Here is a 16,601-nt window from a genome sequence, read left to right as displayed (position 1 = left end):
GGAGTACGTCCAATCATGAAAGCCGTAGGCGTCATTGTTGAATATAACCCCTTGCACAATGGGCATGTCTATCATTTGCAAGAAGCTCGGCGGCTAAGCGGCGCAGATGCCGTTGTTGCGGTTATGAGCGGCCCTTTTCTCCAGCGTGGCGAACCCGCCATCGTGGGTAAAAGGGCACGCACCGAGATGGCGCTGCACGCAGGCGCGGATCTCGTGCTTGAACTGCCGGTTGCATACGCGGTACAACCGGCCGAGTGGTTTGCCTTCGGTGCGGTATCGCTGCTGCACCGCACCGGCATTGTGGACTCGCTCTGCTTTGGCAGCGAGTCCGGCGACCTGGACAGCCTGCAGCGCATTGCGCGCGTGCTGGCTGTGGAGCCCGCAGGGATGCGCGAGGACATCGCGCGCCGCCTGCGGGAAGGCGCCAGCTATCCCGCCGCGTACGCAGGCGCGGCGGCGGCGCTGGCGCCCGGCGGCGTCGATGCTCACGACGCCGCTGCACTGCTGGAGCAGCCCAACAATTCGCTTGGGCTGCACTACCTGATCGCGCTGCAACGACTTGGCAGCGCGATCCAGCCCTTTACGGCGGCGCGTACCGGTGCCGCGTATCATGAGGCGACGCCCGGGCCGGGGCCGATCGCCAGTGCAACAGCCGTCCGCCGCCTGCTGATGGCGGACGGGCCCAACGCCGCCGCGCCATACGTGCCGGCGGCAACCCTTGCCATTCTGCATCGCGAATGGCAGGAAGGGCGCGCTCCCATACACTGGGAGCGCTTTGCACAGCCGCTGTTGCACCTTGCGGCCACCCGCCGTGCCTCCGAGCTGGAACGCATCGCCGAAGTCACGGAAGGCCTGGAACACCGGCTGAGCCGTACACTCGCTCAGCTCCCGGAGCCTTCAGTCGAAGCACTCCTGAATGCACTGAAGACCAAACGTTACACACGCACAAAGCTCCAGCGTATGCTCGCCCACCTGCTCCTGAATCACACCAAAGCTGAGTGTTCACCAGAGCAATTGGCTGCCGGACCCGGATATCTCCGAGTCCTCGGATTTAATACTCAAGGGCAGAGCCTGCTTAAACAAATGAAGAAAACCGCGTCACTGCCTGTTGTGCTGAAACCTTCGACGTTCACACACAATCAACTTGAACTGGATATACAAGCTCAGGTTGCGTATGGACTCGCTTGCGAGCATAGGGACACACGCAGGATGTTCAGTGACTACTATGAGTCGCCTGTGAGACTGTAATCCGCTTTTGACCATAAGGCTTCATCTCCTATGAAGCTTTTGTTCCATCATCAAACGCATCATTGATATCAAAAATATTCGACACTCAACTATACAAGTAAAAAAATCCCCTTGCTGCGCCCCGCTCAGGCACATCACAACAAGGGGATTTCCTTATTAACTTCTCTCATTCTCTTAATTCTTTTGGTTATCTTATACCCTTTTAGTCTTTTGAGTCTGTTGATCTCCTCAAATCACTTGATCACATTTCATTTGCAATCAATTCTTTCGATTTCAACCGTTCTTCTCAACGATCCGTTTCAACTCAACTCTATCTCTTCCCGCTCGATTATAACCTATGATTTCACGGACAATGTTTTCAGATAAGCGAGTGCATCATCCACCGTGCTCACAGGCACAAGTTTCATTTTGGTGCCGATCTGTTCAGCCTTGGCTGCTGCTTCCTTATAGTTATCCTTCGGTACAAAGAAGATCTCCGCTTCTTTTCGATCAGCGGCTACAATCTTGTGCACGACACCACCAATGGCACCCACCACACCGTCCTTGGTAATGGTACCTGTACCCGCAATTCGATGACCTTTGGTCAGGTCTCCGGGCGTTAACTGGTTATAGATCTCCAAAGTAAACATCAAACCTGCAGACGGCCCACCAACCTTGGTGTCTGTGAAAGAGATCTGTTTGTCCGGATCTTCCGCTTTCACCTTCTGAACCGAACCAATCATCACACCAAGTCCCGGGCGGGTTTCACCCGTTTTACTGTCTTTCACTTGAATTAACTTCACATCCCGGCTAATCGTCTCACCGCCGCGCTCCAATTGCATTTCAACTGCATCCCCGACCTTTTTATTTTTTAACTGGGCGGACAACACCGTATTATCCGGCGTAGCTGTTCCGTTCACTCCCAGAATAATATCTCCTGGAGCAATGTCTCCCTCCGGTTTGGGGTCTTCCGACAGTCCAAACACAAAGATATGTTCAGGTACAATAGAATACGCTACGCCAGCCTGTTCATATGCAGCCTCCATTGCGGAGGATTGCGAGTCACTCATGAACCACACTTGTTCGGCAGAGTATTCCGCTTCGCTTTTTCCGCGCAGCCGGTCTTCCTTTTTATCCACTTGAGCATTCCGATTGAACAGAGAGGTTCCTAGCAAAAACACATTGGCATAGGTTGCCGATACGGTCGTCATCATGAACACACCGCGTTCTTCCTGGTCTCCACCCTTAACGGTTACCATTGGTTTTACTTCATCTGCACTGCCAGGCATATATATGATATACGGCGTTGGCATGTACACGGCAACATAGACGACCAGAGCCACCACGATCACAAAGATCGAAGCTCTGAAGCCCCCAGATTTCCGAATCCCATTCATCGCATGAGCCTCCGTTCTTTGTATCTCTATACAAGATGAACCTGAATTCTACATTAATTCAGCGATCGCAATACCACCTTTTGAATACTTCCATTCTCCGGTTAAGTTTCACCTCTTTGATAATGCAAATACTCAGCTCATCTGATTTAATAGTTTATTTCCAAGTCTAACACTCTGGTCCCTGTGCATACAATGGTACAGGCCGGATAGGCCGCTGTACACCAAGCCTGTCCGGTCAAGGCCGAACCGTCCTTCGGGCGTCATTCGGCCGTCCATAACGATTCAGATGCCGAATCGGCGTTATTTGATATGAGGTGAAATGATGACAATACAGAGCGAAGTTAGAGATTCTGGCCCGTTACGAACGATACTACTCAGTACTGGCGCTTTAGCACTGGTCATAGCAGTAGTTGCTTCCCCCAAAGAAGCGTTTGATGCCTCTATTCAAGGTCTCGATATCTGGTGGAAAATCATCTTCCCTGCAATGCTCCCGTTCCTCATGTTATCCCAGATGCTCACTGCGTTTGGCTTCACCCACGCGATCGGCGCCTTGCTTGGACCACTGATGCAACGCTGGTTCAAACTTCCAGGCAACGCAGGTCTGGCTATTGCTGTTGGCATGTGTGGAGGATTCCCCGCAGGGGCGGATGCAGCATCCCGCTTATTTCAGGATAGACAAATTACCGCCAAGCAGGCGGTTGTCCTTGCGGCGGCAGCTCATTTTGCCAATCCAATGATGATCATCCTGGTCGTCGGTGCTGCTTTTCTCCACCAGCCAGCGGCCGGATATTTTCTCCTTGTGGTTCACTGGATCAGCGGCTGGATTGCTGCCATTTTTGCCGTGCATCTTCTGCCAGGACCGAATAACCAGAAAGATAGAGCCCACTCAGCAGCCGTCCAAGCGGATAGCAACTCTCTTGGTTCTCAGCCTGCAAGCCCTGCAAGTTCTACAAGACGCTCCACTGTCTCCCACCACTCTACGTACAAACGACGCAATATATGGTCTGATATGATGATTGCAGCCAGGGAAGCCCATGGTCGTGATGGAAGGGGGTTTGGCAAACTGCTCGGTGATACTGTATCCCAAGCTGTGCAGACCTTGATGATGACTGGAGGATACATGATCGGTTTTGCCGTGTTTATCCGGTTGGTCTCCCTCTATCTGACCCCCGGGTCCTCTGCTGCGCTGTGGTCAGCTTTCTTTGAGCTTCACCTGGGCACCTACCATCTGAGCCAGACTTCACTCACACCTGCCCTGCTCATATCTCTACTTGCAGCTGTTCTGGGATGGGGTGGTTTATCCTCCCATCTGCAAGTCTCCGCTGTCCTGAAAACAACTGGTCCGGACAGCAAATCCATGTTGTACTTTGCCGGAGTACGTCTGACTCATGGGATCATCGCCTTTTTCATGAGTCTGTTCCTATGGATGCCGTTTAGTCGATATAGCACAGAAGTCTGGACCACATTACAGACGAATGCAGAGCAGGACCTGTCGACACCATTCAGCTGGTTATTCACACATAGTCCGGGCACCACATTCACGTTCAACACCATATGGAGCACCTTACCTGCTGCATGCATAGGTCTTGCGCTGCTTCTTGCAGTCATGATTGGTCTATCGGGTTTTACCTTCTGGTTTAACCGCCGGTTTTCTCGCTGATTTTCTGACGAAGCGCAACTTCCACTTCAGGGGAGACAAGATCTGTTACATCTCCATGATAATGAGCGATTTCTTTCACGATGCTGGAACTTAGATACGAATATTTCGGATTTGTCATCATAAATATCGTTTCCGCATCCGGGTTCAACTTGCTGTTGGTCGATGCCAACTGCAGCTCATATTCAAAATCAGTTACCGAGCGTATACCACGGACGATGACCTGAGCTTCCTTTTGCCGGACATAATTGGCCGTCAGGTCGCGGAAACTGTCCACCTCCACATTCGGCAGATGGCGGGTTACTTCTGTGATTAATTCCTTGCGTTCCTCTACCGTAAACAGCGGATTTTTGCTCATATTGTTTAACACAGCCACAATGACGCGATCGAATTGCTTCGACGCTCTAGCAATAATATCCAGATGCCCCATCGTTACGGGATCAAAACTTCCAGGATATACGGCGATCCGTTCCTGTCGATGTATCATTTCAGTCATGAGGAGCCTCCTCTTCCGGTGTAATGGATTCTCCATCTTCAACTGCTCCAGGCGCATAATAATAGATGGATACTGCCGTCTCCCCATACAAAGCCTTGCGCGTTTGTTCAAACGGGCCGAATTGCTCAGGGTAATCATGTTTGGATTCATATTCAAGCACGATGGTTGCTTCGGGTTCCAGAAGTTCCAGTTCGTGCATGGTCAGCATCAACTCGTGCCCATTCTTCATGCGATATGGCGGGTCGAGAAATACCAGATCAAACGTTGTGCCTCGCTTGGCGAGTGCCTTCAATGCACGACCTGCATCATTGCGGTATACAGCCGCCTGGTCTTCCAGCTTGGTCGCCTTCAGATTCATGCGGATGACTTCAATACTTTTCGCTTCCAAATCAACAAAAACAGCCTTGTCCATGCCGCGGCTCAGCGCCTCAATACCGAGACCCCCACTGCCTGCAAACAGATCCAATGCTGTGCCGCCCTCAAAATAGGGACCAACCATGCTAAATAACGCTTCCTTCACCTTGTCGGTGGTCGGCCGCGTACCTGTGCCAGGAACAGCCTTCAGCGGCCTGCCTTTCGCACTCCCAGATACCACTCTCACTGACGAGTCACCTTTTCTCTATGTAAGTTTAATAATACAGCTATCGTACCACACTCGGGTTCAGTTTGAAAAATGATCCGCCTTCATTTGGCCTAGAAAATTGTTGAAGTAATTGTTGACGCATATGTATAAAAAGTAACCCATCGGGCGATTCTATAATTATCGACATCACAAGTGTCGTAGACAACCGCGGAGAAGACTTACGTTTCCCCATAAGCTCTTCGTCCGGTTTCTCCTCTCCCATGAAAAAGAAGCTCTCGAAAGAGGGCTTCTTTTTGTTGTCTCCTATTTATTCCTGACTAGTTCATCTCTCTATGTTTCCGATTGGACAGACGCAAATTGATCAATGGAATGATAAGTAAAACAACCGGCAAGAGAAGATTCATTGAACGTGTCTTCATCATCATGAAGGTAATAAACAGCACGGCGAGCCAGGTTATAATCTCAGTCATTTCATATTTGGTTAACGAAAGCTTGAATGCTTTTCTCGAAATGAAACGAATTAAGAAATAGGCGATCAAGCTATAGAACAGAATCATTCCCAACATTGCAACAGTGATTATTAGGTACATATCCACCATAAAAATCTCACCCGACCCTTATGTCATTTCCTTAATTTTACCATATAAGAAATAGGGTGTCATTTCAAATTCCGAACTAACGATTCTTCAGAACTGGCATTTATGCTTTATTTCTCTTCAACAACAATCGTGGCATTATAGATCACAACACGTTTTCCATTGAGATCGAATAATACTTTATTCCCGTATTCCGTATCTTCAACGTCAATTTTACCATCGTAGGTCTGAATTAATTCACCGGAATCACTGTACACTTTAACGACCCGCTCCAGGCCGCCCGAGTTATTGGATCTCATCGTTTTCAGTGCACGTTCACCCGAAGCCGTATTGAAATACCATATGAAACATCCAACAATGATGCCCAGAAAGACCAACACCGTCACCCATATACCTGTCTTTGCTTTTCTACTCATCTTGAACCCCCCTCTTATGATTCCTATCTCGTACATTACGAGAGCAGAACGAGAACGGTTTCATACAGTGCATCCCAAGCTGTTCATTGACGTAAAGAAAAAGAGGCCTCCGACAAGCGAAGACCTCTGTTCTTAATCCAAATATTCTTTTAATTATAGTTCACGAATGACAAATTCAAATGTCAGTTCGCCGTCCGAAGGGATCAGGTATTCCGGATGAACTGGAGCACCCCAGCTGTCATCACCGCCGACACCCATTTGTTTACCCGCTACAGTAACGACCGTATAGTGCACTGGAAGCAATTCGTACGCATGCTGTGCGTTCTCCAGCTCAAATGCCGTATATGGTGATACATTCAGCTCAACCGGAGCTCCAGAAGCTTCAATTTTGAAGCCACGTCCTGCATTGTCCGTCAATTTCGCCCAACGTACGCCCGTGCGGTTGCCAGACTCCTGTGGTACCAGATATGGTGCCATCGTATCAGCTACTTTGCTGCCATGGATACCCAGACGAGCGCCAAATGCACGGTCCGCATAGTTTTCTTCAGGTCCCATCGCCAGCCATTCCACGTTCTCGAAGTCCGGTGACGTTCTGAAGGAAAGTGCATGAATTGGCAAGTTCGGCAATCCAGCTGTTCCTTTGTACGTATTATGCACATGAACACTTCCATCTGCATGAACGGTATATACAACTTTCACTTGCACATCTGCCGAAATGTTGAGCTTGTAGGTGAACTCGATCCGGTATTGATCCGGTTTTTGTTCTGCTTTCCACTCTATACAACGTGGCGTCAGGCTCGCTGCATACCAGGCGCCAAGTTCGAAGCCCATCGCCATACCTTTGTCATTATCCGTCATTGCACGCCAGAAGAGCGGTGCAGGTGGTACAGCAATAGTCTCACGACCGGACAATTTCAGGGAAACCAGTGTCCCAAACTGTTTGGAGAACAGCGCATGTGTCTTGCCGGCACGAACACCGATATTAACGTCACCTTCAACCACCTGTACATCACTTACAAGGTTCAGGTCTGTTTGGGCCGTTTCATTCACCTGATCTTGTGTGAAAATAAACTGTCCAAATGCCACTTCTTCGCCTTTGTCAGCCCACAGTGTAGCTTCTTTTAACACAAATGCAGTGTTCACAGCGTACTCGCCGCCCGCCAGAGCTTCTGCACCCAGCGGAAGTTTCACTACCATCTCGCTTTGCGCATCCACGTTCACTTCCAATGTTCCACGCAGCACTTCATGTCCCTCACGATCCAGGCTGTAAACCAGTTCCAGCGCAGATGTATCTGCGAACAGATTACCGTTCACGATTTTAACGCCTTCACGATCCGGGAACAGCTTAATGTTCTGGTACAGGAATTTGACCTCCTGCATTTTCGCAGTTACTTTACGATCAGCATGAACGATCCCGTTACCACAGAACGAATAGTCTGATGGACGATCACCAAAATCTCCGCCATAAGCGAGGAATTCTTTGCCGTAACGATCTTTTTTGTAAATGGATTGGTCGATGTAATCCCAGATGAATCCACCTTGATACATCGGGTATTTGTCTTCCAACTCCGTATATTTGTGCATCCCACCAATAGAGTTACCCATGGCGTGCATGTACTCACAGCTAATATAAGGTTTGGTCGGGTTTGCATTCAGGAATTCTTCAATGTCTGCCGGTTTGGCATACATGCGGGTCTCCATATCACTTGTCTCATCAAAACGACGATCATGGAATACACCTTCGTAATGCACCAGACGTGTTGGATCAGCTGATTTGAAGTATTGGGATACTTTGTAGATGACTTCACCACCGTGTGATTCATTACCACAAGACCAGATCAGAATGGATGGATGGTTTTTGTCACGCTCCACCATGGATACAGCGCGGTCCATAACGATATCATGCCATTCCGGTTTGTCACCTGGAATAACCCATGAAGGCTCAACGGCACCAAGTTTCTGCCAAGATCCGTGTGTCTCCAGGTTCATCTCATCAATAACATACAATCCATATTCATCACACAGCTCATACCAGAGACTTTGGTTTGGATAGTGTGACGTACGTACCGCATTCATATTATTCTGTTTGATGGTACGAACATCCCACAGCATATCTTCCTTCGTAACCGCGCGTCCACGACGCGGGTTGAACTCATGACGATTCACACCTTTGAATACGATACGTTTACCGTTGATGTGCATCACTTTGTCGATCATTTCGAATGTACGGAAACCAACGGCTTGAGGAACAACCTCAACCAGTGTACCCGCAGCATCATATACACGAATATAGAGACGGTACAAATATGGAATTTCTGCGCTCCACAGGTTCACTGTACCGATATCTTCACGAAGACTTACTTGTCCATCGTTAACCTTGGATTCAAACGTTTTAACGGTATTGCCTTCACGATCACGAAGTTCAGCCTCTACACGTGCTCCAGCAACCGCATTTCCTTCCAGTTTCAAATCTAGTTGCAATGTACCGTTCGTATAGGACTTGTCCAGATCTGTGCGAACATGAACATCACGTACGTGTGCAGCAGGGACCGTATACAGATACACATCTCTGAAAATACCGGAGAAACGCCAGAAATCCTGATCTTCCAGCCAGCTGCCTGTGCTGCGTTGATACACCTCAACTGCAAGCTTGTTCTCTCCATCCTGAAGGAATGGCGTCAGGTCAAAGTCAGATGGCGTGAAGCTGTCTTCCCCGTATCCTACAAATTGTCCGTTAAGCCATACATAGAATGCAGACTCTACACCTTGGAAAGAAATATATACCGGATTCGACTCCCAACCTGTCGGCAGATGGAATGTGCGAATGTAACTTCCAACAGGGTTTTTATCCTGCGGCAATGCCGGCGGACGAATTTCGTTCAGGCCATCCCAAGGATATTGTGTATTTACATATTGAATCTGTCCGTATCCTTGAAGTTGGATATGCCCCGGAACTTCAATGTCATCCCAGCCTTCACTGGAGAAATCGGATGTATAGAAAAACTCAGAACGGCTGTCTGGACGAATTGCATAGTTGAATTTCCACGTACCATTCAGATCATAACGCATGGACATCGCGCCGGAACCAATAGCCTCGTCCATTGTTTGGTAATAACGGTGATCGGAATAGGCATGAAGACGGTTCACCTCAAATACACTTACGTCTCCCAACCAGTTGATATCTGCCTTTGTTGCTCTCATCGGCTCTCTCTCCCTTTAGAACATTATAGTTGACTTATTCAAGGTTTACTCTGGATTTCCTTTTTGCTTTACATAAACAAAAAAGACAGAGGTACGCCATAACAGCGCCCTCTCTTCTTTCCTGCACCCGTCATTTACACGGATTATGCTGTTTTCATTACTTCACGGAACCTACCATACCTGCAACAAAATGTTTCTGCATGATGAAGAATACGATTGCTGTAGGCAGTGTTGCAATAACGATTGCTGTCATGATCACTCCATAATCCGGAGCATAACCAGCACCAAGATTTGAGATCAATAGCGGAATCGTTTGTTGGTCAGGCGTTTGCAATACAATGAGTGGCCACAGATAGTTGTTCCAGCTACTCATGAATGTAATGATTGCTGCCGCTGCATATGTTGTTTTCATGGTTGGCATATAGATCTTCAGGAAGATGCCGAGTTCACTCAAACCATCAATACGTCCAGCTTCCAGCAAGTCTTTCGGGAACATTTTGGTGTTCTGACGGAAGAAAAAGATCAGGAACGCTGTTGCAATGGTTGGCAAGATAACTGCTGCCATCGTGTTGATTCCGATAACCGGTGTAACTCCCGAGATTGTTGCAAACATGCGATACAGTGGTACCATGATTGCTGCAAACGGGATCATCATGGATAACAACAGGATATTAAACACGATATCACGAGACTTCGTACGGAATACCTCGAAGCCATAACCTGCCATGGAACCAATCAACAGCGCCAGAGCAGTCGAGACCACCGAGATAATAGCCGAGTTCCCGAGTGCCTGCACGAGATTTGTCGAATCAAGCAGTTTGTTAAAGTTATCAATGAAAGCTGAACCCGGCATCAGTCTACCCTTGGTTACATCGACTGATGCATTTGTTGAACTGACCAACATCCAGAAGAATGGAAAAATGGATACAAAAGCGACGATGGACAGGAATACATAAGTGAAAATTCGTTTTGCTTTAAATTTAGCCATTTTTATTATCACCTGCCACTTTAAACTGGATGATGGACAATACAATAATCAAGATTACGATGGAATATGACACTGTTGCTGCATAACCGAAGTCCGGTGAATATTTGAACGAAAGGTTGTAGATGTATTGTGAAATCGACATGGTCGCATTACCTGGACCACCTTTGGTAATATTCATGATCTCATCGAAGATTTGCAATGTACCAATCGTTGATGTGATGGACGTGAAGAGGATAATCGGTTTAAGCAAAGGTACTGTGATTTTGAAGAATTGTGTAAAAGCATTCGCTCCGTCAATTCTTGCTGCTTCATAGATCGATTGATCGATGTTTTGCAGAGATGACAGATAGAAAATCATGTTATATCCGGTCCAACGCCAAGTAACGGCGATTATGATCGTAATTTTAGCCCAGAACGGGTCTGTGATCCATTGAATTGGATCGCCAATAATGTGCAAGCCCATCAAGAATTGATTTACCATTCCATCCGGTGCAAACAAATATTTGAATACAACAGAATAGGCTACCAATGAAGTTACACAAGGCAAGAAAATGGCTGTGCGGAAGAAGCTCCGGAAGCGCAGTGTGCTGTCATTCAGCAATACGGAAATAAACAAGCCGAGAATAATCATTACAGGCACTTGAATGATCAAGTAGATGAATGTGTTTGATAATGCTGTGCGGAACGTTGTATCAACTAACAATCTTTTGTAGTTCGCAAGGCCTGAAAATTCAAGATTGGCACCTTTGCCAGACTTGAATGATAAGAGCAGCGCTTGAATCATCGGATAGAAGTAAAATGCTACAATTCCGATAACAGCCAGCAAAACAAAAGCCCATCCAGTCAAATTATTTTTCTTTTGGAGACTGTCTCCTGTATTTATGGCTTTCACAGTATGGCTCCTCTCTCTCCACGGAACATGGATAGAACCCACAGAGCCTCTCGCCTTATCCGGTTTGACTTGCGCCAGACAAGGGAGACGGCTCCGAGTTACCTAGAGTTCTATAAGTTACCTTGGGTGTCCTAGTTTAATTGTGCTTCAGCTTGTTTTTGTGCTTCGGCCAAAACTTCGTCAATTGATTTACCATTCAGGTACGCTTGCATTTCAACAACCAGAATGTCTTCAATTGCATATGTGTTGCTACCATAGTTTACGTTTGGAATTTCTTTGGTCCAATTTGCGAAATCACTGAAGATTTTTTGACCGCTGAAGAATTCATCTGCCTTGTTGTACGCATCACCATCTGTAGCCGGTTTGTACGTACCGATTGCACCAATATTTGTCAACAAGTCTTGGTACAATTGTTTGTCAGAACCAAATGTTTTTGCCATGAAGTCAGTTGCTTGATCTGCACCAGGAACATTGTTCATAACATACCAGGAGCTGCCACCCAAGTTGGATGCATGTACAGAGTTAGATTGACCAGCCATTTTCGGCATTGGAGCTACAGCCCATTTACCGGATTGGGAAGCTTCTTGACGTACAGATGGTGAGAACCAGTTACCTGTAGGAATTGTTGCTACGCTACCGTTATTGGCGTTGGCAACGAATTGACTCCAGTCAGAGTGCAATTTAACAATGTTGGCATCCATCATTTTTTTGTACGTTTCGAAAGCTTCTTTCAATGCAGGGTTACTGCTAATGTCAGGTGTCTTGCCATCTTCTGCAGTGTACCATTTGCCTGCAGTCTGGATCATCATGCGAATGATTCCAAGATCATTCGGGTCAAGAGACAGCAGCTCTTTACCTGTTTTTGCTTTTACGTCTTTACCGATTTGGATGTAATCATCCCAAGTGATGTCTTGCAAGTCAGCAGCCTTGTAGCCCGCTTGTTCCAGCAAATCCGTTCTGTAGTACAAACCTGCTACGCCGGAGTCAAATGGAACTCCATATTGTTTGCCCTCATAGGATGTTGGTCCAATTTTGTAATCTGCAAAATCGGAAGCTTTAATCGTAGAAGACAAATCTTTGAACGCATCCGGATACGCACTCAGGAAGCTTTGTGCACGATAGTCTTCAATCAAAACAACGTTTGGAAGACCGCTGCTTGTTCCAGAGTTCAATCCTGTGTTCAGCTTCTGGATAATCGCATCTTGAGCATTCTCAATGATGTTGATCTTCAAATCAGGATTTTCTTTTTGATAAATTTCTTTTGCTTGTTCAAGAGCAGCGACGTTAAATGCTTTGTCCCAAGCCCAAATCGTAATTTCGTTTGTTTTTTCATCCCCACCACTGGCAGACTTACCTCCACCACCGGATGAACATGCGGACAACAGCAGTACTGTAACGAGTATCAATACCCACATTTTTTTCAAAACATTCAACTCCCCTTCGACCTCTTTGTGTGTAATTTGTTTGCGTTTTCTGAAAGCGGTTGCTTTCGATGTATTCATCTTATCATTCCCATATCTCCATTCGTTAGTAATAATTTTGTACGGATTTGTCATCTTATTGCCACAATGAAAACCTTTACAGAAACCGCTTGCATTAAATTTGGTTTTTTGTAATTTCTTTTGATTTTGTATTATTTTGATCTTGAAATCGTACAAATATGTGTGTTTACTTCAACTCTGACACATAAAAATCCCCCGTTTCTGTAGAAATACAGCTACGAGGGATCTCAAATTTTGATTGTATTCAATTGAAATAGGCTACCATTCAACTCGTGATTAAAGGCAGTGTAACGGTGACTCTTGTTCCTTCCCCCACGGTACTCATAATGGTGACACCATAGGGTGAACCATATAATAACTCGATACGGTCATGCACGTTGCGAATACCGATGCCGCTGAATAGTTGACGATTATTCTTCGGATTAGGTAACGTTTCTCCCATGACAAGCCCTTCAATTCCATCCCCGTTGTCCATAATCTCACAGATGAGTGATTCTCCCGCTCTGGAAACCATGACATGAATCGTGCCCGTCTCTTTCTTGATAAATCCATGGAAAAATGCATTTTCGATAAACGGCTGGATCACCAGTTTGGGTACATGATAGTGTGTACAATCCGGAGCGACGTAAAAAGCTGCTTTAATCCGGCCACCATATCTGACGTGATTAATGAAGACATAATTTTTCAAATTCTCGACTTCTTGCTCCACTGTAACCGTCTGACTCACATCACTGATCGTATTTTGCAGCAATCCAATCAGCGCATTAATGGTCTCCGCAGCCCTGTCCTTGTTGCCTTGTTGCACCAGAACTTTGACAGATGCAAGAGTATTGTACAAGAAATGAGGATTAATCTGACTCTGTAATGCCGCAAGCTCTGCGTTACGTTGTTCATGCTGCGTCTGTACTAATTGATCCACATAATCATGCAGTTCATCAAGCATATAGTTGTACGCATGGCCCAGTTGACGACTCTCGTAACTGCCACTCACCGGTATATAGTTATCCAGATCACTTTTCGTGATATTAGACATCTGCTTCACCAGTCTTCGCAGTGATTTGGTGATTTGGCTGGTAATCAGAAACACCAGAACAAGCGCACCAATAACGATCGCTGTACAGATCAGCGCAACCGTCTTCATGTCAATGAGCTGTCCCATCGCCATATCTTTATCCACTACATTAATCAGGTAAAACCGATAAAAGGGCAAATACTCGGATAGAATAATGCTCTCCTGCCCCATGACACGGGCATTAATACTTTTCGAAACGTCCACACTCAAATCCTTAGCATATGTGAGCAGCTCCGGCTGAATTGTACCGATCCAGTCCAGACGGTTTGAAGATATGATTTCGCCCTTTTCGTTCATAATGACAACATCATTACCTCGACTCGTGAAACTGGAATAGAACTGTTGGAACTCCACTTCTCTCATAGTAACGTAGAGTGTCCCGTATATGTGACTTCTTGTTCGATCCGTCAATGCCTTTGTTGCAGAAATCATCTGCAGTTCGCCTTCGCTGGTATCACTGCGGTAATAGTCAAAAATCAGCCTGCTCGGCGATTGGGCTGCTGCTTTAGTAATAGGCTCCTGCTTCAATTCATCCCCTGTCTTCTTAATGTAAGCCGGATTGGTGGAAAAACTTCGTCCGTTTACTCCCACAATGGTAATACCTACTTCATAAGACTCAATAATGGTTTGAACCCGATTCATGGTTTCACGCATATTATAGAAAGATTTGGCCGTTGAGACTGAGTCTGCATCCCCCTCAGACAGAAATCCCCGAATGGAACCACTTTGAGCTACATTATTGGTAACCGCAGCGATCGATTCATTAAAGGATTCAAAATTTGTCTTAATCTGATTTAGTACCTTAGAGTTGGTGATGCTAAACGTCTCGGTAAAGAGATTGGTTGACATGTGAATGGTCGTCCATAAGATGAGTACAGAGACGAGAACAATACTGATGACCATAACCAGAAACAACTTGGGAAATAATCCGAGACGAGATAATCTGTTCATCCATTTCTTCATGATTTTATCCTTCTGACTTTATGCCCAGAATTTGCGCCGGTATCGGCTTGGTGATAGTCCGGTGAATTTTTTGAACACTTTGCAAAAGTAACTATGATCGGAATAGCCAACCATACTGCTAATCTCAGAAATTGTTACATCATCGGATCGGAGCAGTTCCTCGGCTTTTTCAATCCGAATTTTATTCAAATATTCATTAAATCCTTCTTTTTTGTGAGATGAGAAATAACTGGATAAATACGATGGATTAAAATGAAAGTGCTTGGCTACTTCAGCAAGCCCGAGCGGCTGATCAAAGTGCTCATGCATGTAATCCAGCAGCATCTTCATATTGGGATCACTGCGTTTTCCACCCGCACCAGCGGTGCACTCCTGAACTTCCGTCATGAAATGGTCGAGCACAGTCATAACTTCGTCCAGACTTGAAGCCCCGTCCACATTTTTAAAATACGTATATTTGCTCTCTTCCAGCCCGGCAGACTGAACATCCATATCCGCGAGGGTAATGGTCACGTTAAAGATCAAGTTACCGAGAAATGATTTGATCTCAAACACATCGGCAATATAATCCCGTCCAAGTGTTTTCGCATGATCCTGTAAATACTCTCTTGCCGCTTCGACCCGATTACGCTTTACATGCTGCAAAAACATATTCACATTAAACTGGTAACCTGCCGGATGCATCGGCGGAAGTTCACCATACACCAGAATTGGTCGATCCTTATAATAGAAGCGATATTCCATTAGCTTGATCAAGCGTTCACGGTATACGATACCCATCTTTTCAAATGAAGTAAAACTGTCACTAAGCACCCAACCAGGGTTGCCGTGTCCCGCTGCATTTTCATTAGCCAGTTGTCTAATGCGTTCAACCATCCATTCATCTCTCGCAGGGTCGACATTAAGAAGCATGATGGGAAGTGTGCCCTCTGCCGGAACCATTGAATATTCCACTTCAGGCAAATCACTGCAGAGCCTGTTTTCGAGCTGTTCCTGATCCAGCTTCAGTGGATTTCCCTCAGCATTCATGGGTTTGTACACAAGCAAGCGAAAGGATTCATGCGGAAAAGTATCTCGAATCATCGGCATTTCGCTATCTTCGTCCAGTGTAAATCCGGACAGCATCTTCTCCATCAGTTGACCGAGTCTCCAGCCATCGTGCGACGGCTCAAACTGTAACTCCGGAATTTTACCTGCTGTGCGTTGAAGGACCTGCAATAATTCATTCGTATCCAGCTTGGGTTTCAGAATGTAATCTGCTGCCCCGTGCTGAAGCGTCGAACGTACATACTCAAATTCACTGAAACTGCTAAGTACAATCACTTCAATCTGCGGATTACTGGCTTTTAGTGTACGGACAAACGTTTCGCCATCCATGACAGGCATGACAATGTCGGTAATCACAATATCCGGTTTCAACAGGTCTACCTGCTGTAATCCTTCTTCACCGTTGGAAGCTTCACCCACAATGATAAACCCTTCGGCTTCCCAGTTCATATGGTGCTTTATGCCCTGCCTTACCAGAAATTCATCGTCAACAATCAGCACCTTGCACAACCGGTTCATGATCGCGACCCCCTTGTCTAATCTTTCCTCTATATCTGTACAGGC

General features: G+C 46.4%; 13 protein-coding genes. 2 read left to right on the top strand and 11 right to left on the bottom strand.

Annotated features, from left to right (window positions below):
- The first annotated feature begins 15 nt into the window (after positions 1-15).
- On the top strand, positions 16-1,248 hold the full coding sequence (locus tag AC1S8V_RS11020; protein ID WP_482073633.1) for a nucleotidyltransferase: 1,233 nt from the start codon (positions 16-18) through the stop codon (positions 1,246-1,248).
- Positions 1,249-1,583: 335 nt separating this feature from the next.
- Here AC1S8V_RS11020 and AC1S8V_RS11015 read toward each other — a convergent pair whose 3' ends face one another.
- Positions 1,584-2,624, bottom strand: a complete 1,041-nt coding sequence (locus tag AC1S8V_RS11015) for a SepM family pheromone-processing serine protease (protein ID WP_482073632.1) — start codon at positions 2,622-2,624, stop codon at positions 1,584-1,586.
- 319 nt (positions 2,625-2,943) lie between these two features.
- On the opposite strand from AC1S8V_RS11015, the gene AC1S8V_RS11010 reads away from it, so the two are divergent.
- On the top strand, positions 2,944-4,284 hold the full coding sequence (locus tag AC1S8V_RS11010) for a nucleoside recognition domain-containing protein (RefSeq protein ID WP_482073631.1): 1,341 nt from the start codon (positions 2,944-2,946) through the stop codon (positions 4,282-4,284).
- Here AC1S8V_RS11010 and coaD read toward each other — a convergent pair.
- The 10 genes from coaD to AC1S8V_RS10960 form a co-directional block, all read right to left on the bottom strand.
- Positions 4,262-4,768 carry a pantetheine-phosphate adenylyltransferase gene (gene coaD, locus AC1S8V_RS11005; RefSeq protein ID WP_169479115.1) on the bottom strand — a complete coding sequence of 169 codons (507 nt, stop codon included), beginning with the start codon at positions 4,766-4,768 and terminating at the stop codon, positions 4,262-4,264. The two genes, AC1S8V_RS11010 and coaD, sit on opposite strands and share 23 nt — an antisense overlap.
- Before the next feature lies 1 nt (position 4,769).
- Complete coding sequence (gene rsmD / locus AC1S8V_RS11000; RefSeq protein WP_482073630.1) at positions 4,770-5,378, bottom strand: 16S rRNA (guanine(966)-N(2))-methyltransferase RsmD; 609 nt, start codon at positions 5,376-5,378, stop codon at positions 4,770-4,772.
- Positions 5,379-5,677: 299 nt separating this feature from the next.
- Positions 5,678-5,926: a hypothetical protein gene (locus tag AC1S8V_RS10995; RefSeq protein ID WP_482073629.1), complete on the bottom strand. Its 249-nt coding sequence runs from the start codon at positions 5,924-5,926 to the stop codon at positions 5,678-5,680.
- A gap of 140 nt (positions 5,927-6,066) precedes the next feature.
- On the bottom strand, positions 6,067-6,372 hold the full coding sequence (locus tag AC1S8V_RS10990) for a hypothetical protein (RefSeq protein ID WP_458126343.1): 306 nt from the start codon (positions 6,370-6,372) through the stop codon (positions 6,067-6,069).
- Between the two features lie 153 nt (positions 6,373-6,525).
- A complete protein-coding gene (gene lacZ / locus AC1S8V_RS10985) occupies positions 6,526-9,573 on the bottom strand; it encodes a beta-galactosidase, LacZ type (RefSeq protein WP_482073628.1) in 3,048 nt (1,015 codons plus the stop codon).
- A gap of 157 nt (positions 9,574-9,730) precedes the next feature.
- A complete protein-coding gene (locus tag AC1S8V_RS10980; RefSeq protein ID WP_482073627.1) occupies positions 9,731-10,561 on the bottom strand; it encodes a carbohydrate ABC transporter permease in 831 nt (276 codons plus the stop codon).
- Positions 10,554-11,453: a carbohydrate ABC transporter permease gene (locus AC1S8V_RS10975; protein ID WP_278295763.1), complete on the bottom strand. Its 900-nt coding sequence runs from the start codon at positions 11,451-11,453 to the stop codon at positions 10,554-10,556. Before AC1S8V_RS10975 ends, AC1S8V_RS10980 begins: the two co-directional genes overlap by 8 nt.
- Positions 11,454-11,584: 131 nt before the next feature.
- Positions 11,585-12,868: an extracellular solute-binding protein gene (locus tag AC1S8V_RS10970; RefSeq protein WP_482074455.1), complete on the bottom strand. Its 1,284-nt coding sequence runs from the start codon at positions 12,866-12,868 to the stop codon at positions 11,585-11,587.
- 352 nt (positions 12,869-13,220) lie between these two features.
- Positions 13,221-14,990, bottom strand: coding sequence for a cache domain-containing sensor histidine kinase (locus AC1S8V_RS10965; RefSeq protein WP_482073626.1), 1,770 nt, complete (start codon positions 14,988-14,990; stop codon positions 13,221-13,223).
- Positions 14,991-15,008: 18 nt separating this feature from the next.
- A complete protein-coding gene (locus AC1S8V_RS10960; RefSeq protein WP_482073625.1) occupies positions 15,009-16,556 on the bottom strand; it encodes a response regulator transcription factor in 1,548 nt (515 codons plus the stop codon).
- Positions 16,557-16,601: the final 45 nt, after the last annotated feature.

The organism is Paenibacillus sp. B46(2026) (assembly GCF_056786355.1).
The sequence above is the reverse complement of the archived record's forward strand: the minus strand, read 5'-3'. Positions and strand labels throughout refer to the sequence as shown.